14 protein-coding genes are annotated in these 19378 nt (G+C 44.8%); 9 read left to right on the forward strand and 5 right to left on the reverse strand.

Annotation, left to right across the window (positions count from 1 at the left end; translation table 11 throughout):
• Positions 1 to 59: 59 nt before the first annotated feature.
• Positions 60 to 1295 carry an MFS transporter gene (locus MHH63_RS25820; RefSeq protein ID WP_305953522.1) on the reverse strand — a complete coding sequence of 412 codons (1236 nt, stop codon included), beginning with the start codon at positions 1293 to 1295 and terminating at the stop codon, positions 60 to 62.
• Positions 1296 to 1657: 362 nt separating this feature from the next.
• On the opposite strand from MHH63_RS25820, the gene MHH63_RS25825 reads away from it, so the two are divergent.
• From MHH63_RS25825 to MHH63_RS28650, 4 genes are read left to right on the forward strand one after another with little or no spacing between them, the layout of a single operon-like run.
• Positions 1658 to 3514: an ABC transporter ATP-binding protein gene (locus MHH63_RS25825; protein WP_341087995.1), complete on the forward strand. Its 1857-nt coding sequence runs from the start codon at positions 1658 to 1660 to the stop codon at positions 3512 to 3514.
• Positions 3444 to 4121 carry a response regulator transcription factor gene (locus MHH63_RS25830; protein ID WP_076123953.1) on the forward strand — a complete coding sequence of 226 codons (678 nt, stop codon included), beginning with the start codon at positions 3444 to 3446 and terminating at the stop codon, positions 4119 to 4121. The genes MHH63_RS25825 and MHH63_RS25830 overlap by 71 nt, the downstream gene beginning before the upstream one ends.
• Positions 4118 to 5170, forward strand: a complete 1053-nt coding sequence (locus MHH63_RS25835; RefSeq protein WP_076192343.1) for a HAMP domain-containing sensor histidine kinase — start codon at positions 4118 to 4120, stop codon at positions 5168 to 5170. The genes MHH63_RS25830 and MHH63_RS25835 overlap by 4 nt, the downstream gene beginning before the upstream one ends.
• A gap of 33 nt (positions 5171 to 5203) precedes the next feature.
• Positions 5204 to 5308: an S-layer homology domain-containing protein gene (locus tag MHH63_RS28650; protein ID WP_081383200.1), complete on the forward strand. Its 105-nt coding sequence runs from the start codon at positions 5204 to 5206 to the stop codon at positions 5306 to 5308.
• A gap of 125 nt (positions 5309 to 5433) precedes the next feature.
• On the opposite strand, the gene moaA is transcribed toward MHH63_RS28650, so the two are convergent.
• Entirely contained in the window at positions 5434 to 6435 is a 1002-nt protein-coding gene (gene moaA, locus MHH63_RS25840; protein ID WP_341172232.1) for a GTP 3',8-cyclase MoaA, read from the reverse strand.
• A gap of 416 nt (positions 6436 to 6851) precedes the next feature.
• On the opposite strand from moaA, the gene MHH63_RS25845 reads away from it, so the two are divergent.
• Positions 6852 to 7544 (forward strand): TorD/DmsD family molecular chaperone, encoded by a 693-nt coding sequence (locus MHH63_RS25845; RefSeq protein ID WP_076123947.1) that lies wholly within the window; start codon positions 6852 to 6854, stop codon positions 7542 to 7544.
• Positions 7545 to 8246: 702 nt separating this feature from the next.
• Here the strand turns inward: MHH63_RS25845 and MHH63_RS25850 are convergent.
• Together MHH63_RS25850 and MHH63_RS25855 are read right to left on the reverse strand one after the other, a co-directional pair.
• Positions 8247 to 11456, reverse strand: a complete 3210-nt coding sequence (locus MHH63_RS25850) for an efflux RND transporter permease subunit (protein WP_341172233.1) — start codon at positions 11454 to 11456, stop codon at positions 8247 to 8249.
• Positions 11457 to 11571: 115 nt separating this feature from the next.
• Positions 11572 to 12489, reverse strand: a complete 918-nt coding sequence (locus MHH63_RS25855; protein WP_340011521.1) for a TetR/AcrR family transcriptional regulator — start codon at positions 12487 to 12489, stop codon at positions 11572 to 11574.
• Positions 12490 to 12715: 226 nt separating this feature from the next.
• On the opposite strand from MHH63_RS25855, the gene cls reads away from it, so the two are divergent.
• Positions 12716 to 14224, forward strand: coding sequence for a cardiolipin synthase (cls, locus tag MHH63_RS25860; protein WP_076123942.1), 1509 nt, complete (start codon positions 12716 to 12718; stop codon positions 14222 to 14224).
• A 51-nt stretch (positions 14225 to 14275) separates the two neighbouring features.
• Here the strand turns inward: cls and MHH63_RS25865 are convergent, their stop codons facing one another.
• On the reverse strand, positions 14276 to 15811 hold the full coding sequence (locus MHH63_RS25865; protein WP_341172234.1) for a phospholipase D family protein: 1536 nt from the start codon (positions 15809 to 15811) through the stop codon (positions 14276 to 14278).
• Positions 15812 to 16094: 283 nt separating this feature from the next.
• Between MHH63_RS25865 and fni the strand changes: the two genes are divergently transcribed.
• The 3 genes from fni to MHH63_RS25880 all read left to right on the forward strand — a co-directional run bounded on the left by fni (position 16095) and on the right by MHH63_RS25880 (position 19278).
• Positions 16095 to 17234: a type 2 isopentenyl-diphosphate Delta-isomerase gene (fni, locus tag MHH63_RS25870; protein ID WP_081383175.1), complete on the forward strand. Its 1140-nt coding sequence runs from the start codon at positions 16095 to 16097 to the stop codon at positions 17232 to 17234.
• A gap of 36 nt (positions 17235 to 17270) precedes the next feature.
• On the forward strand, positions 17271 to 17741 hold the full coding sequence (locus MHH63_RS25875; RefSeq protein ID WP_232061473.1) for a GNAT family N-acetyltransferase: 471 nt from the start codon (positions 17271 to 17273) through the stop codon (positions 17739 to 17741).
• A 169-nt stretch (positions 17742 to 17910) separates the two neighbouring features.
• Entirely contained in the window at positions 17911 to 19278 is a 1368-nt protein-coding gene (locus tag MHH63_RS25880; RefSeq protein WP_341172235.1) for a S41 family peptidase, read from the forward strand.
• Positions 19279 to 19378 lie beyond the last annotated feature (100 nt).

The raw sequence follows: 19378 nt of genomic DNA on the forward strand, positions 1-19378 counted from the left end.
ATAAAACAGGCGCAAACGTCCCGTTTAGGTACGTTTGCGCCTGTTTTTTATATTTTCGCTTATAATATTTCGATGTGAGAGAGTTCTTCCTCATCCTCTGTAGGGGGCCGGTAGCCTCCACGGTTTACAAAGAGCCACATGAAAGTAAAGCCTAGCGTTCCAAACAGTGTCAAGAAGACACCCGCTTGATACATGCTCTGTGCCCCTAGATTTTGATACATCCAACCTCCGAGAACTCCTCCAACAATACCGGCTATACCGCTCCAAGTCAGTGTGTAGAGCGCTTGTCCTGAAGCACGGTAAGGTCTTGGAATAAGAAGCATGGTCAGTTGAGTGCCTACATAGAAGAAACCACCAAATGTTATGCAGTGTAAAATTTGAATGAGCACTACTTGGAGGGCTGTAGTCGCGTCCGCCATGAACCACCATCGTAGTACGAATAAAGCGCTAACCAGCGCAAGCCAGCCGAGCAGAACAGATATTTTACGTTTAAGGAATCGGTCGCAGAGAACAAATACACCCACTTCCAAAATAGAGGAGAGGAATACTGCGAGACCAATCATTCCCTTGGAGCCGCCTAGGTCCGTAATATACAAAGACATGAATGTAGTGTTCATGGTGTTCGGTATGGAAACTAGGATACCAAACAATATGAAACACAAGAAAAAGGGATTATAAATTAGTTTGCTGAAGCCTCTATACGGCATAGGAGCCATGCCAATGGTATGGTTAAGTTTCGGTAATGCAAGAATGGATAACATTGATGCACATAGTAAGCCTGCAAACAGATAGGACAAGATAGATACACCAGCCCAATCAAGGACCAATCCGGCGGCAATTGCAATTAGTGCCCACCCCAATGAACCCCAAAGCCGAAAAGAACGGAAGCGATAGTTAGTTCCGTCAATATAGCTGAGAATCATCGTATTGCTCTGAGCAAATAACGGTCCTTGGAAGAAATAGAACAAAAGAATGGAGATGTAGATCATCTCATATGTATTTGCCCGAAACATAAGCTGGGATAACACTAACGTTCCGATTAACATAAGCAAAACGATTCTCCGGATATTCTGGTATCGGTCAGTCCAGATTGCCCAGAATGGATTTGCAAAGATGGATACTAGCGCACCCATAGAAAATACGGCACCGATCTCTAATTTGTTCATCCCTACATCCAGCAGGTATAGTTGAAAGAAGCTGGAGAAGAGGACCATGGTTCCGTATACAAAAAAATTGAACCATTTTAAAGACGTGAAAGAAGATGGATAGTTAACGCCTTTCCGCAAATGCGTCACTCCTTTCCCACTAGATGTCTTGCATGGATATACTGACCAATATTAGGCCCTTCTATCACTGTAACACGTGTTGAAAAGGGATACAAACTTCCTTTTTTACTTTTTTACATTTTTTTAACGTTTATTTAAATTTGATCCGCTAAGTGACAAAAAACGCATATAACAAGTTTGCAGGTGGTAGAAATGTTAAGAGTTCGCTCCTCCTTATTAGGAATATGCCTGAGGATTATCCTATCTACGTTTGTATAAAAGAGAATCAATGGGTTTAACTTCAGTTTACAATTCAGGGCTAGGATGGGGTTAGGCGAAACAGAGAAGATACATTCTTCTCGCAGATTCACCAAAAAAAGGGGAGTTTTTGCATGAAAAAATCCGAAGCTAAGGGGAAAACGGCGCTGAAGCCATTCCTCACATTATTAAAAGAAACCAAGCCTTCATACGGCTTATTGGCAATAGCCATTGCACTAAGCATGATCTCGACATTGGTTAGTCTGGTGATCCCAATGTTCACCAAAAATCTGGTGGATGGCTTTTCTTTGGCTTCTGTCAGCAAGCTGCAAATTGCAGGCATAGCGGGTGCTTTTATCGCGCAGACGATCGCCGGGGGAATCTCTATCTATCTGCTGAATTATGTAGGCCAGAAGATGGTTGCAGGTCTTCGTGACCGGTTATGGCGTAAATTTTTAGTGTTGCCAGTAGCTTATTACAATGATAATCGGACAGGAGAAAGCGTCAGCCGGATGACGAATGATACAGGGATCATCAAAACGCTGATCTCTGAACATCTGGCCAGCTTATTTACCGGAGTGATTTCCATTGTGGGCTCCATTGCTGTGCTGTTATTTTTAAACTGGAAGATGACGCTTGTTCTGTTCACCGTTCTTCCACTATCTGCGTTGATTTTGGTGCCGCTTGGACGGCAGATGTACAAAATCTCCAAAGGCATGCAGGACGAAACAGCTTCTTTTACCGCCACACTTAGTGGTGTATTGTCAGAGATCCGTCTGGTGAAATCCTCGGGTGCAGAGAAAAAAGAGTACGAAGCAGGCAAAACCGGAATTATGAACCTGCTCTCCTTTGGTATTCGTGAAGGCAAAATCAGCGCTATGATCAGCCCACTGGTCTCTTTTGTCTTTATGATGTTACTTGTGGTCATTATCGGTTATGGCGGAATGCAGGTATCTTCCGGTGCTTTGACAGCTGGAGAGCTGGTAGCCTTTATCCTGTATCTTATTCAGATTATTATGCCGCTTACTCAATTGACCACGTTCTTTACACAGATTCAGAAAGCTAAAGGGGCATCAGAGCGCATTATTGAAACCCTGGCAGCAGAAGAGGAGGTATATGAGGGCCAGGAAGAGGCGAACGGTGCAGAGGGTCCTATCTCGGTAGAAGATCTAAGCTTTGGATATAAAAATGGTGAGAATGTGCTAACCGATGTAAGCTTCCGGATGCTTCCGGGTCAGGTGACGGCTATTGTTGGACCGAGCGGGGGAGGCAAGACTACATTATTTTCACTGCTCGAACGATTCTATGAGCCTCAGAAAGGTATGGTTAAGCTAGGCGATAAACCAGTGTCAACCTTCTCATTACGCTCATGGCGGAAACTGATCGGGTACGTCTCACAGGAAAGCCCATTGTTGGCAGGTACGATTGCTGAGAATTTAACCTATGGATTGGATCGAGACGTTAGCATGGAGGAGATGCGCGCAGCAGCAGCAATGGCTTATGCAGATGGCTTTATCGATGAGCTTCCTGAAGGATATAATACGGATGTCGGTGAGAGAGGTGTGAAGCTCTCGGGTGGACAGCGGCAACGGATTGCTATTGCTAGAGCGCTGCTGCGGAATCCAAAGATTCTTATGCTTGATGAGGCGACCTCCAGTCTGGATAGCCAATCAGAGGCCGTAGTGCAGAAGGCACTGTCCAATTTGATGAAGGGCCGGACTACGATTGTAATTGCGCACCGTTTGGCTACTGTTGTAAATGCTGAGCAGATTATTTTTATGGAAAAGGGCCAGATTACCGGGATGGGAAGACATGAAGAACTGCTGGAAAACCATGAGCTATATCGTGAATTTGCCACCCAGCAACTGCAGATGAATAACCTTGAGATTCAAGACAATAAAGAGGAGGCTCCAGTGATACATGACAAAAATACTAGTAGCGGACGACGATCCGCACATCCGCGAATTGGTAGAAGTGTTTCTGAGAGCTGAGGGGATGGATGACATCTATGGAGCTTCTGATGGACTGGAGGCTCTTCAGATTCTGGAGAGCCATAACATAGACTTAGCCATTATTGATGTGATGATGCCCAATTTGGATGGCTGGGAGCTGTGCCGGAAGATGCGCCAAACCTATGATTTTCCGATATTGATGCTGACGGCTAAGGGAGAGACCTCACAAATTGTGAAGGGCTTTGAGCTGGGAAGTGATGACTATCTCGTCAAACCCTTTGAGCCAGTGGTGCTTATTGCGCGAGTAAAGGCGCTGCTCAAACGTTACCAAATCTCTGCTGCACAAAGTGTGGGGATTGGCCGGCTGCGAATGAATCGTAAAACCTACGAGGTATCCTCAGCGTATGGAGAAGTCACCTTGCCGCTTAAGGAATTTGAGCTGTTATTTAAGCTGGGCAGCTATCCGGGGCAGACATTGACTAGAGACAGGCTAATCGAAGAGATATGGGGTTATGATTTTGAAGGGAATGAGCGGACGCTCGATGTGCATATCAACCGTTTACGCGAACGGTTCGCTCCTGATAAATACGGGTTTGTTATTCGTACCATCCGCGGATTAGGCTATCGGCTGGAGGCAGAGGCATGAACCGGTTTAAGGAGCTTCTTAAGCGGATTGGGATGACTTTTATTTACTTCGGTGGTGTTGGGATTAGCTGGAGTGCAGCTTATTTCTTGATGAACTGGATATATGGCAGGGTTGGACGCCCCTCTTCGGAGTATTTGACCCAGTTAATCGGCGTGATGGTCGGAATTGTGATTTTGTTTTTGATGGCATTGGTAACCTCCAAGTTATTCCGGGGCTGGGAACGTGTTTTTTATAAATCAATTATCGAAGGTTTAGGGCGGATTGCTAAGGGTGATTTCAATGTGGTACTTGATAATACAAAGGACTACGGTGATTTCGGTGAGATTGTAGAGAGTATCAACGTAATGGCCAGCGAACTGAGCCAGATGGAGACCATGCGTCAGGATTTTATCTCTAATGTATCGCATGAAATTCAATCTCCGCTAACCTCTATTCGGGGGTTTGCTCTTGCGCTGCAGGATGAAACTCTGAGTGTGAAGAGCAGGAGGCACTACCTTAATATTATAGTGGCTGAGAGTACCCGCGTATCTGGGCTCAGTGATAATTTATTGAAGCTGTCCGCGCTTGAATCGGGCAATTTTCCGTTTGAAAATCAGATTTACCGCCTGGATAAGCAGCTTAGAGATACGATTCTGGCTTCTGAACCACAGTGGTTGGAGAAAAAAATAGAGGTAGAGGCTGAACTGGAAGAAGTGAATGTATCTGCTGTAAAAGATTTAATGAGTCAGGTTTGGACTAATCTGCTGCATAACAGTATCAAGTTTACTCCGCAGAACGGTTGCATCCATATTAGCCTTCGCATGGTCGATGAGCAGGTAGAGGTGGAGATTCAAGATAGCGGGATTGGCATCTCGGAGGAAGATCTGCCTCGGATTTTCGAGCGTTTCTATAAGGCAGATAAAGCTAGAACCGCAAGTGGTGGCGGTAGTGGACTAGGTCTGTCATTGGTTAAAAAAATCGTTGAGCTGCATGAAGGTAAGGTAACTGCAAATAGTCGCCCGGGGGATGGGACAGCGTTCAAGGTGAGCTTGCCAGTACGAATGAAATAAACTTGCTGTATGTGAAAAACAGCTGAAGCCGGTATTCTGGGTGGATTCGAAGACAATACCTTCCGTCCTGAGAAAAAGGCTACAAGAGCCGAGGCGGCGGCGACTATTTCTAAGCTGCTCGAAGCTCTATCTCTCTAATAGTGATTGAATAGCTCATCGCTAAGCTTTAAGCACAACGCCGCTTTCCCAGATCGTTCAGTGGGAAAGCGGCGTTTTTTGTATTTATGCAATTAAAAGAGGAACTATAATACCGGGATGGACGTTTATCCACCAATTTGAGACATGCGCCGAGCTGTCGGCGTGTGGCTCTGTGCTTTTTTCTCCAGAGCTAAGGCCATTTCATGATTATGGGGTTTGTTGCCCAGCGCTTTCCGGAATAAGGCCTGCACAGCAACAGGATCGCTTATCAAAGGGCGGACATTGTATTCATCTGCCCAATACAGGCAAGCTTTGATGTGCCCATCTGCGGTAAGTCTCAGGCGGTTGCAATTATCGCAGAAGTGCTCGCTCACCGGATGAATCAGGCCGAATGTACCAGGGGCTCCGACAACCCGCCGATTCTGGGAAGGGCCATTCCCGGAGGGCATTTCTGCCGCTTCCGTTTCCCAACCAGCCTCAGTACAAGCTTCTACAACCCTTTCCAGAGGCAGATAAGTTTGGCGCCAAGCATCAGTAGCACTGCCAATCGGCATGTATTCTATAAAGCGTACATTTAGAGGACTCTCCAGCGTAAGGGAGATGAAGTCTTTGATTTCGTCGTCATTAATTCCTTTCATCAATACAACGTTAAGCTTTATCGGTTGAAGTCCGGCGGCTTGTGCGGCCTCGATCCCCTTTAATACCTTGGCGACTTCGCCGCCACGAGTAATCATAGAAAATCGATCCTGCCGTAAGGAGTCTAGGCTGATGTTTACCCGTGACAGACCGGCTTCTTTTAGCTGTGCTGCTTTGGCTGGAAGCATTAAACCATTTGTAGTCAGCGAAATATCTTCTATACCTGGGATCGCAGATATCATAGCAACAAGCTTTTCCAGATCTTTGCGGACAAGAGGTTCTCCACCAGTTAGTCGTACTTTACGTAATCCAAGAGGGGCTAGCGACTTAACGACTGCGGTAATTTCCTCGTAACTCAGAATCTCGTCCTGCGGTTGGAATTGCATCCCTTCCGCTGGCATACAATAGATGCAACGCAGGTTGCAGCGGTCGGTAACCGAAATGCGGATGTAATCGTGTAAACGTCCAAAAGGGTCCGTCAGCGGCTCCATGGCGTTGCTCCCTTCCTTTAAATCTGGCTGATAAATTGCTCTTATACTTTCTCGTATACACGCATAACGTCCCTAATAGGACAGAACGCGAAGATGTTTATACTTGTTTAGAATTTTAAAGATCGCTTGGATTCACGTCAATGAGCAAAGTTCTGGACGACAGGGTTTCATTACATAAAACTGGACAAACTAGATAAGAAGATAACGCATATTGAACAACGGAAAGTGTGACAAAAGTACGACAAATAAAGTTTTTAGACATAGAATGCTCACGGAAAGCGCTTTTAATATCCGATATAATCTAGGTGCGGATTAGTTTTAACGTTCACTTTTGCGAAAACAGATAGGATACCGGAAACCGCACGTCGGTAATGTGACGGAGAGTGACCGGGAAACCATTGAGGAGGATTTGCAAAATGAGTACACATACTGTTCCATCGCTCACCGTTCCGGAGGCTTTTAGCCGTTGGTTGGAAAGTCGGGGATTAATATATCAGCTTTTAGTGGATTTTTTGGGTAGAAAACCATCACTCTCTCTAGTGGCTCAATGGAGCCGCAATCGCCAGATGAGTGTAGCGGCTGAGATGACGGAAGGCGGTCGGGAGCTGAAGCGCTATTTGAGTCAGGAACCGAACAAGCTGCCAATGATATGCGAGAAAGAGAGCAAAGAATATAAACGGCTTATGCAAGAACAGTCCGTTAGTTCTTTTAAATTGCGCGAAGCAGCGATTTTAGGACGCTCGGAGGATTTCTGTAACGTGCTTGCGGATGTATACACCTCCGCTGGAATTGTATTCAATAAGTGTAATGGTGAAGCCGATGATCATATTGCTATTGAGCTCGAATTTATGGCAGTCATGCATGAGCGTATGCTTTACAATAGCTTTTCAATAAGAAGTGCTATGGAGCTGCTTGATATTCAGGAGTCCTTTTTGGAAAAGCATCTACTGCAATGGACACCGCAGTTCTGTCAGAAACTGAATGCAGCAACGGATAGTCCGCTATATCTAGGTCTCTCACATATGCTTGAGGAATTTCTGCCACTTGATCTGCAAATGCTTCGTTCCTGGAGAGCTTCATTGGAGAGCAGTGCAGCTACAAGCATTTAATATTAGAAAGCCCGGCCTAATTGATAGGTCGGGCTTTTGCGTGCTGGTCAAGTAGATATGAAGCTTTAATAGAAGCTCTGTAGAAGCACAAATAGAAGTACCGTGGGAAGCATCCTAGTGATGATCTAATTAAACTCCGATAGAAGTAGAGGCTGAAGCACCAACTGAAGTAGTAATTGAAGTACCAACCGAAGCGCCTTATTGTTGCCTAACTCAAGCGCCGATAGAATAATTGGGCAATTTCTCCCTGAAATTCTAGAGTTTCTGGTCATTAGACTAATAATTAGGGAAAACCTCCCTAAAATATAGCTGATTCGGCGGTAATTAAAGAAATCCCCCTTATTATCAGGGAGGAATTCCCTAATTTCGTTCATTTAGAGCGAATATTGGCTTTTTTCAGGGATTTTCGCCCTAGTTTAAGATCCACTCCGCACATCACCCACGGTACTTCGTCCACCGCATATCATACAGCACCCACAGTACATCAGCTATCACTCATCACGTATTTTTCACCGCTCAACTCTCCCTACTCACCACCCAACCTAATGGCGTTGAACAATTGGCACAGCACACAGTCTATTGGCTAAGGCAAGAATCCGCTGTACAGCCTTTTACTAAAAAAAGAAGCTGCCTCATAAGTAGAATTCACTACTTTGGAGACAGCCTCTCGTTTGAGCTTATTTACTTGTTCACATCATAGTTCTAATCAATTACCTTTTTGCTGCGGAATTTCATCAGGAATTCATACACGACTGGCACTACTACAAGTGTCAGCAGCGTGGAACTGACCAAACCACCGATTACGGTCACACCGAGCCCCTTAGAGATAATTCCAGCACTGTTTTCAAGTCCAGTAACCAATGGCAGCAATGCACCAATCGTTGCAAGTGCAGTCATCAGGATTGGACGTAAACGTGTGCCACCTGCTTCAAGCAAGGCTTGACGCGTAGTGAGTCCTTCTTTTTCCTTATGAATAACGCGGTCGATAAGGACAATCGCATTCGTTACTACGATACCAATCAACATCAGCGCACCCATGAGCGAGGACACGTTTAAGGTTTCCCCAGCGATCAGAAGGGCAACGAGTACCCCGATCACTGTGAAAGGAAGTGAGAACAGGATAGCGAATGGTGCTAATCCACCGCCAAATGTAACCACAAGCACGAAGTATACGATGGCAATAGCAGCCGCCATAGCAATTCCTAATTGACCAAACGTATCATTGATCTGCTCGGTTACACCGCCGAAGGTAACAGTTACACCATCAGGCAATTCCATAGCGTCTATTTTTTCTTTCACGCTGTTCGAAGCGCTATTCACGTCACTCGAAATAATTTCGGCAGTAACATCTACCTTCATTTTACCGTCCATACGAGTAATCGAGTCAGGTGAGGAGCCATTTTCAATTTTAGCGACTTGCCCGATTGGCACGGAGATGCCTAGTGGGGAAGTCAAAGTAGCCTCTTCCATTTCTTTAATACTCTTGTACGTTTCTTTATCTGTTTCGATATAGACTTTGTAGTTCTTGCCGTCCAATTCTACTTCTGTGAGCACTGGACGTGTGCCTGCTGGACTCAGCTTCATCGCAATTTGTCCGGCTGTAAGTCCAAGGGAGCTAAGCTTCTGTTGATCCGCTACAATCGTATATTGATCGTAAGCTTCCTTGAGACTTGTTTCTGCGTCTTTGAAATTAGTGGTGTCAGCCTGTACGATTGAGGCAATCTCATCCGCGACTGGCTTCAGCTGATCCAGTTCATCTCCGAATACATTCACGGTCAGAGTGCTTCCACCCATGCCTCCACTCATCAGAGCGGACATGTCACCCCATACACCATCTGGCACTTCTGCGGTCAAACCTTCAATAAGCTTCTCTTTAACAGCTTCAAAATCAGGAGTGTCACTATCATAAACGATGAAAAATAGTCCTGAATTGCTGGATCCACCCATACCCATCGGGCTTCCGCCGCCAATGGAATATTGCATTTTGTCTATATGCTTCTGCGCTAAAATGTATTTTTCAGCTTTCAGACCTTGCTCTTGAACTTCCTCAATCCGTTGTCCAGCCTTTGGTGAATAAGTAAGCATTACGGTTTTATCCTCTTGGGATGGCATAAAGCTTACACCAATAGGTTTGATTAAGAACAAGCTGCCTGCAAGGAGAAGAACGGCAACTCCAAACGTAACGAGCTTATGAGAAAGACACCAGTTCAGAATCTTTTGATAACCAGCAGAAAGTTTGTCTGGTTTCTCGCTGTGAGTTTTTTTACCTTTCAATCCATTACGGAACAACGAGTGAGCCATTGCAGGAACTAGGGTAATCGCAACTACTAATGAAGCGAGCAGGGCGAAGACCATGGTTAGAGCGAAAGGCAAGAACAGCTCACCAACCATACCACTAACCAAAGCAAGTGGTAAGAACACCGCGATGGTTACAATTGTAGAGGACATGATAGGCACGAACATTTCACGTGTGGCCGCACTGATTAATTCTCTACCCTTCAGTTTCTCACCAGATAAGGAGAGCCGTCGATATATGTTCTCTATGACTACAATCGAGTCATCGACTACCCGCCCGATCGCGACCGTCATCGCTCCCAGTGTCATCATATTAAGCGTAATGTCCATCTGCCGCAGACACAGCACTGCGATCAGCAGGGATAATGGAATAGAGATGATAGAAATAATCGTCGAACGAATATTCCGCAGGAACACCAAAATGATAATTACTGCGAATAAGGCACCAAATACCGCTTTGGACAACATCGTATTTACGGAGTCCTCAATGGGCTTCCCTTGGTCAAGTAGAACAGTAAGGTCAATGCCTTTATATTGTGCTTTTAATTCTTCAGTTTTGTCTTTAACGCCATTTACAACATCAACAGTGTTGGCATCATTGGCTTTGACAATCTGAATACCGATCGATTCTTTACCATTTGTACGGGAGATGGATTCGGAATTGCCCACAACCTCAATCGTGGCCAGCTCTCCGAGCTTCACGGTTGGAAGTCCCATACTTGCAGCTCCGCCAGGAGCAGCATTTCCAGCACCAGCACCAGCAGCTCCGTTAGCAGCACCAGCATCAACGCCGGCAGCTCCAGTAGCTCCAGTAGCTCCAGTAGCTCCAGTAGCTCCAGTAGCTCCAGCACCAGCAGCGTTAGCGCCAGTTGGCATTACCGGAATGGTCACATTTTTAAGATCCTCAACGGTAGTGATGTTGCCATCCACGACAACTGCCTTTTGAGCCTTGTCCATCTCGAATAGTCCGAGTGGAACACGGAGGGAAGAGCCTTGAATGATACCTTTAACGGTATCTTCGGTCAGTCCATATTGATTGAGCTTATCTTGATTGAATTTGAGTGATACTTCTTTGACGTATTGACCAGAGATTTGGATAGAAGCGACACCCTCAACATCCTCCAGGGCCGGGCGAATATCGTTCTCAGCAATACGGGTCAGTTCCTCAAGATCCTGGGTATCCCCGTTAGAAAGACTGAGGGAGACAACAGGCATTGAGCTAAGACTAAAGCGGGAAATGGAAGGCTTCTGCACATTGTCTGGCAATGAGACTTCATTTAGTGATTCGCGCACTGCTGCTGTAGCATTATCCAGATTTGTTCCATAATCGAATTCAATTTGGATGCTGGAGGCATTCTCCAGAGAAGTGGAGGTGATCGTCTTTACACCATCCACATTGCGGAGCTTTTGCTCCAACGGTTTGCTGACATCATTAACGACGCCTTCTGGTGCGGCCCCCGGATAAATGGTTGTTACGCTAAGATAGGGTATACTAATATTAGGCAAGGTTTCTTGCTTCATCGTCAGTCCGCTATATAAACCGGCAAACACAATAATTATCGTCAGAAGCCAAATGGCAAATTTGTTCCTGAGCGAGAAATTAATTAAGCTTTTCATAAGTTTCGTTTCTGCTCCTCTCGGCCCTTTTCTTTACGAAATAAGGCGCCATTATAAAAAATCATAATACTCACTATCCATGACTTTCTCTCTACCGAACTCTTCTTAGAGTCAATTAACGAAATACACATGAATTGTGCGGAATTGAGGCAATTAGCTTCCTCAGCTCTTCCAATTCTGCTGTGAGCTCAGAGCAGGATTGGAGGTTGGACAGCATCCCCTGAATGATTGCTTTTCGCGGGTGAGGGATAAGCACTTCACCTTCCAGAATGTTGAGCGATTCCAGCAGATCGGCTGCTTCTTCGGATGCTATATTATCTAGTTTACTGATCGCAGTCTTCATTTCTTTAATGAGCTGTAATGGATTTTTTCGTTTGTTCTCCTCATTCTCCGCCATCCAGTTTGCTAAAGTAGCAGAGTTGATTAGCGGAGCCTGTTTACTAGTAAGCAAGCCAGACACGATCATATCCATTAGATTCATTAGATGATCTGCCATATCGGCAATAGGTACCTGCGTATCCTTACGAAAAATAACCGCAATATAAGATTTGATGAGACCATGTCCGATCATACATAAATCTCCGGTATAGGGAACGACGTCTTTTCCGTAGAGCAACTCCATTTTTACCTGGAACCATCTTAAGAAGGAAGCGTTGTTTCTACGCAGCCAGTCTGGGACTTCAGTATCAAATCCTTTGCCCGCAACCTCCTGAATTTGACGCTGCAAGAACTCGCGTAATTCGTACACATGACTTAGCAGAATTTCTATCTGATTCCTAAGCTTCTCACGTGGTGTTCGTCGGGTTTCTTGTTCTTCACGTAACAAGGGATCCCGAATCATCCGATAACAATAAAGGAAGATACTGCGCTCCAGTTCTTCTTTTGATTTGAATACCAGATATAAACTGCCCTTCGAAATCCCGCATAATTCAGCTATCTCTTGCATGGATGTGGACGAGGAGCCTTTTACAGCGAATAACTGCATAGCAATCTTAATAATCTGCTCCTGCTTATCAACAGTTTTATCATTCATTAAAGGATTAACCTCCTTTCTGACTACCCGGTTCTATAATTGACTAGTTGGTCAGAATAATTATATTCTATACAACCAGGCATTACAAATATCGGAACAGAAGGGTTACAGTTTTGTCGTAAATAGACTTTAAACAGTAATTTGCTAGGAAGAAATGTGTTCTTCATGTAATATATAAAATGTGTCAATTTCGTGTTGCTTGTATGAATAAGAAGGTAGGTAGAGTATGAGAAGAGGACTTCAATCTATAATTATCATTGGGGCATTCATAGCATTTTATTATTTTGGTTTCGGCATTTTTGGGAGTACTGCGGGAACGATTATTAGTATCTTCTCCACTCTGACAGTCATTTCGATTAGCTTGGCTATTTTTATGGAGAACCGTAATCCTTCTACAACAATGTCATGGATCTTATTGCTTGCGTTGATCCCGGTGCTGGGACTGGTCTTCTATTTTCTATTTGGGCAAAATGTGTTCAAACGCCGTAAATATGATAAAAAGGCACAAAGAGACCTTATGGCCTACGAAAGAATTGAGAATGACGCTTTACGTACGCACCAAGATTGGTCAGTCTTTGATCCCTCGCGCCAAAAACTGCTGCTGTTATCCAAAACTTTAGCACGTACTCCTATTTCCTTTGCATCAGAAACACGTATCCTCACTAATGGTGAAGAGACGTTTGGTACGTTATTGTTGGAGCTCCGTCAAGCTAAACATCACATTCATATGGAGTATTACATCTTCCGGGCGGACCACATTGGAACACGCATTAAACAAATTCTGATCGATAAAGCTCGCGCCGGTGTTGCAGTCAGATTTATGTATGATGCCGTTGGCAGTTTTCAGCTTTCCAAAGCTTTTTTGAAGGAAATGAGTGATGCCGGGGTTCAGGTGGCTTCGTACGGAAATTCAACATCCTTTTTTTCCAGTCGTGTGAATTACCGGAATCACCGTAAGATTGTTGTGATCGACGGCGATGTCGGATTCATGGGGGGTCTCAATGTAGGCGATGAATATTTAAGCCGCAGTAAGACTTATGGGTTTTGGCGTGACACACATATGTTGGTTAGAGGCGAAGCGGTACGGACGATGCAAATTATTTTTCTGCAAGATTGGATGCACACTACGGGTGAAAAAATACTGGAGCAAGACTATCTCACTCCGCAGCTTCGCTTTATGACAGGTGATGGTGCCGTACAGATTATTGCTAGTGGGCCGGATAACGAACGTCGTGCGCTCAAAAACATTTTCTTCTCCATGATCACTTCTGCCGAGAAATCGGTGTGGATTGCCAGTCCATATTTTATTCCTGATGAGGACATCTTAACTGCACTGCGTGTAGCTGCTGTTTCTGGTTTAGATGTGCGATTGTTATTCCCGGCTAAGCCGGATAAATGGATTCCGTTTCTGGCTTCACACTCTTATTTTCCGGCGTTGCTGGAAGCTGGCGTGAAGATTTATGAATATGAAAAGGGATTTATCCACTCGAAGCTGCTTATCGTTGATGGTGAAATAGCGACCATTGGCACGGCCAATATGGATATGCGCAGCTTCCACCTTAACTTTGAAGTGAATGCACTACTGATTCAGACGGAGAGCGTTGCTCGTATTGTTGCTGATTTTGAACGGGATTTATTATCTACCAGCTTAATTGAGCATGAGGAATTTATGAATAAGCGTATGGTGATCCGTATACTGGAATCTGCTGCTCGGCTTATGTCACCGTTACTATAACCCAAAAACCACCGCAGAGGGTGTTATCCCTCATCTGCGGTGGTTTTTGCTTTAAAAAGTAGTTAAACCCAAGGTGGTCTGCAACCGGAACAGAATGTACTTGAACCAAGTTACTTCCCCCTGATAAGCTTCAAGAGGCAGAGTATACTCATGGTCCTCGTTATTCCACAGTCGATTGAAGTAGGTTTCCATCTCGGCATAAAGAGGCTGGTCTTGTTTTACAGATACCCACAGATTATTCTCCAGGTTGTAGTCATCCAGATTGCGTGTCGTGAAATTGGTGGAACCGCCAAGAATGATGGAACTTCCAGTCTGTTTGGCAATGAAGAGCAACTTTGGATGATATTGCTCTTTGGTCGTATTGTACCAGCGAATAGAGATCTTTCCGTTCGTGCGCTTGTTCAAGTTCATGGCAACTGGACGGTTAGGAATGCCGATTTTATCACGGCCGAAGGCGTTCTGATTGGGGTCCAGTATCAATTTTACCGTAGCCCCTCGTTCGGTAGCCTCTACCAATTCATCGAGAATGGCATCATCGGCAAGGTAGAACATACCCATCCAAATGGTATCACCCTTCTGCGCAGATTGGAGGGCTTGCCGTGCATATTTATATACCTTTCCTTCCGTTAAATAGCGGACCTCCATAGATTCTTCAGAGTGCTGATCCTTCTCCTTGGTGAAGTCTGGCTCATAAGTGAGTAGTGGCCCTGCATCCGAAAGATTGGCCGCGGCTTGTTCCGTCTGGAGAATATCAGCAATAATTGGGCCTTGTACTTCCAGAGCGATATTGGAATGATAGGCGCTGGCATCATGGATATTTCCTGAGGAGACTAGAGCGGTATTCTCACTAACAACTACCTTACGGTGGTTAGCCTTCACATTAAGTAGCTTCAAATAAGAACGTGCGGTAATATCCGGTCCTCCGCTGGCCATAAGATTGGGAATCCGGCCTTCGCCCGACTGTCCGAACCATTGAATAAAGGTACGCCAGACAGCGGAATAAGCAGGCGTAGAATCGCGTAGAGCATTTACATCGGTCAAAATCACTTTAATCCCCGCAGCCTTCAATTCTTCCAGAAGATGATTGGGTGCAGAGTTGTAATTGGTATTAACCTCATCTGTAATGAAGACGATCTCCATCTCAGGATAAGTTGTTTTTTGTAAAATAAGCTTGTCCGTCAACATTCGGCTGACCGGAGGAAAGGACTGATCTTTATGGGTATAATCATTGAAAAGAAAGAGGTCAATCACCAAAAATTCTTTGGACTCCTCGATAATTTGTAGAATCCTCGAAAGAATCTGACTCTCTTGAGTGCCCGTGGCTGTACCGTCCGAATAGGTTAGGTCGTGCCAGAAGGATACATGATTCGTTTTGTATATAGGGCTTTCATAGGAAATGCCGCGGGGTAAAGGTTTGTGCGTCTGGTAAGTCATTACGCCGATTAGCCAGAGGATTAGAATGACGAAAGCCCATAACACCCGTGTACGGTGGCGTGAACCGGAACGTTTCTTCGTAGTTAAACCGGGAGCGTAGTTTATTTCTTTAGGTTTATAGGGGTGAACGGGTTGCTGACGATCTGAATTCATGGAAGTTCCTCCTGAAATTATTGCAGAGCACTTCCTTGTGATTGTTATGCTCCGGTGTATTACCAACCTATTAACACCTAGTGGAGCGAAATGAAGCAGCCCAAATATCCTTAACAGTAATGAAATAACATTCGGCTAGCTATAATGAGTTTGAGCGATTAGTACGATGTTTATGAAATTAATGATTACGAAACGGAGAATTGTAATCGCTAACCTCATATTGTAAATTCATCTGTAGGGATATGTTATAATAAATCGAGTTTGGAAATAGGAGGAACGCAGCATGAATCATACGCCAGAAGAGGCCGTGCCATATGATGCGACTAGGCAGTCTGGCGCAGATCATGGCAAGGACCTACCGGCTGCAGAGGCTTCTGACAAAAGATCTTTATTGCCTACATCGAAGACAGGCGAACGCAAAATTGAACATGTACGCCTTTGCCTAAATGAGGAAGTAGGTGGCGTCGGTGTGACTACAGGGTTTGAACATTACAGATTTCAGCATAATGCTCTGCCAGAGCTGAATTTCGACGATATATCATTGCAGACTACGTTTTTGGATCGTAAGCTGCGTACGCCGCTGCTCATCAGCTCGATGACAGGTGGCAGTGCAGCTACAGGAGCGATTAATGCCCGGTTAGCCGCAGCTGCGCAGCGTCGGGGTTGGGCGCTGGGTGTAGGTTCGGTTCGGGCGGCAGTGGAGCGTTCTGAGCTTACGGCAACCTTTTATGTGCGGGATCAAGCGCCTGATATTCCGGTTATCGCCAATATTGGTGCTGTACAGCTGTCCTATGGTTTTGGGATTGAGGAATGTCGCCGGGCTGTGGATATCGCAGGTGCTGATTTTCTTGTACTACATCTGAATGGCCTGCAAGAGGTCTTTCAACCGGAAGGGAACACTGGTTTTGCCTCTTTGCTATCGCAGATAGAGAAGGTATGCCGGGCACTTGAAGTCCCTGTAGGTGTGAAAGAAGTAGGCTGGGGCATTGATGGAGATGCAGCTGCACGTCTTTATAATGCAGGAGCGGCTTTTATTGATGTTGCGGGTGCAGGCGGGACATCCTGGAGTCAGGTGGAGAAGTTCCGCAGTGTAGATCCTATACGGCGGGCAGCGGCGGAGGCTTTCGCGGATTGGGGTACTCCAACAGCTGATTGTATCACAGAGGTGCGTGCAGTTTCTCCGCAGGGCGCTTTGATTGGCAGCGGCGGACTGAAACATGGCGTGGATGCAGCGAAAGCATTGGCACTTGGAGCTGATCTGGCAGGCTTTGGCCGCAATCTGTTAGGGCCGGCTGTCGATTCTGAAGAGGCGCTGGATGCTGCATTAGCACAGGTAGAACTGGAGCTGAAAATAGCAATGTTTGGTATTGGCGCTCCAGATTTAGCAACTTTACGTGGAACTTCCCGTTTAATACGTAAATAGGATGGTAAATATTGAAGCGAGGAAGTGAGTAAGATTATGATTAAACTGATCCATATGGATGAGTCGGCCTTTCAATTTTTCTTAGGTCAAGCTACCCGGGATTATGCGGAAGATAAGATCAGTGCCGGTGCTTGGGATCCAGAGATCGCGATGAAGCTGTCTGAGGAAGCTATAACACGCTCTTTGCCAAAAGGGCTGCACACAGATGGTGCTTATCTATATTCCATAGTAGAAATAAGCAGTGATGAACAGGTGGGTTATATCTGGTTTAACGTAAGTGAAGGCCGTGGTGGCCGCGAGGCTTTCATTTATGATTTTTATGTTTTTGAACCGTTCCAGAGTAAGGGTTATGGCAAGCAGGCTATGATCGCACTCGATGAAGAAGCCCGGGAGATGAATGTTACCAAAATCGGGTTGCACGTCTTCGGCCAGAACAATCGCGCATTTGAGCTATACAAAAAAATGGGGTATATCGTAACTGACATCACGATGTCTAAAGATCTGTAGTCCATAAGTGTGAGGACCTCGAAAGAGGTCTTTTTTTTGTTGTTCTACTGAATTATTATGTAAATAATTGTGATAAATATATTTGATTTAGGATGATTAGGAAAATATGATTAAAAAATAACTTCCTGAAAATGGATTAAGTCATAAAGAGAGAAAAGGGGGGATTAAGGTGAGGCCAAGGACTGTATCGTGGGTGGTTGTTTCCGCAGTAGTATTACTATTACTGGTTAGCTGCAACAGTGGCGATTTACCAGGAAAGAAGAAATCTGAGTCTGAGCAAGTTCAGGCAAGTCCGGTTGCACCGCTAGCCTCTTCAGCTGTAGTTGAAGAACAATCGAAAGTAGCGTTGCCTTCATTGACAGTGGAAAAAAGGCTAGAAGATTTTGATTACATGTGGAAGATTATTGAGGAGAACTATCCTTTCCTAGAGGTGAATAAACGTCTCAATGGAGAGGATTGGCTTGCTAAAAAAGAGGAATACCGCAATAAAATAGCAGCCGTGAAATCGGATGATGAGTTTTTGAGACGAATGAGATTTGTCCTTAGCAGATTAAACAATGGGCATACGAATTTTATATCCAAGGAGGAATATCCTTGGTATCTACATACCTATGTTCAAGCAGGTTTTGGTTATGAACCTTGGATCGACGTGGTTCAACAGCCTAACGTATTGGCCCGTTACAACCAGAAACCTTTAGCGGAGCAGCAAAGCTCTAATGAACTCAATAATGATATGCATAATGGTGGAGATGGAGTAGGAGATGTAACAAAAAAGACTTCTGGGAATGTAAAAAAAGTCATTATAGAGCCCGATCGAATCGCTTATCTCGGCATGCAAAGCTTTGACGGGAGTCTCATGGAGATGGACAGCTCCGAGATCCATGATTTTTTAATAGAGGTAAAGGACTATAAGACCTTAATATTAGATATCCGTGGAAATGGCGGAGGAAACAGTAATTATTGGAGAATTCATATTGTTCCTCTATTGATTAATAAACCTATCGAATATAATACATACTTCCTTTATACAAGAGGCAAATATGCGGAGACTTTTATGCAGGCACGTCAGATCACAGCCGGGCAACAACCTATTTCCGGCATCAAAGATGAGCAACTGCCTAATCTGCCATCTGAGGCTTTAAAGATGTTCAAGACATATAGAAAAATAAATGATGTAGTAACTCCTAATAAATCTGTTGGATTTAAAGGGAAAATCTATTTGCTGGTAGATAGCTCTGTGTATTCATCAGCGGAAGGTCTTGCAGCCTTTGCAAAAGGCACCGGGTTTGCAACGGTTGTAGGCGGCAGGACAGGTGGGGATGGACTAGGGATAGATCCGCTTGTTGTTGCATTGCCAAATAGCGGTTATGTATTCAGGTTTTCCTTTGAAATGGGTCTGAATTCTGATGGAAGTTGTAATGAAGAGGTAAAGACTGTGCCTGATGTGGAGGTTGATCCAGATAAATCTAAGCCATTACTGGACCAGTCGGCGATAAAAAAGGTATTAGAGCTTGCGCGTTCGGACACATCTGCTTGACATCCGGTGTTGCTGGCGAATATGTTCTAATATATAATGGTTTAGATCGTATAGCTTATTCGGATGATCAATTTAGCTGAAAATAGGAGTTGTCATATAA

The sequence above is a fragment of the Paenibacillus sp. FSL H3-0310 genome, assembly GCF_038002785.1.
Classification (GTDB): Bacteria; Bacillota; Bacilli; order Paenibacillales; family Paenibacillaceae; genus Paenibacillus_AQ; species Paenibacillus_AQ odorifer.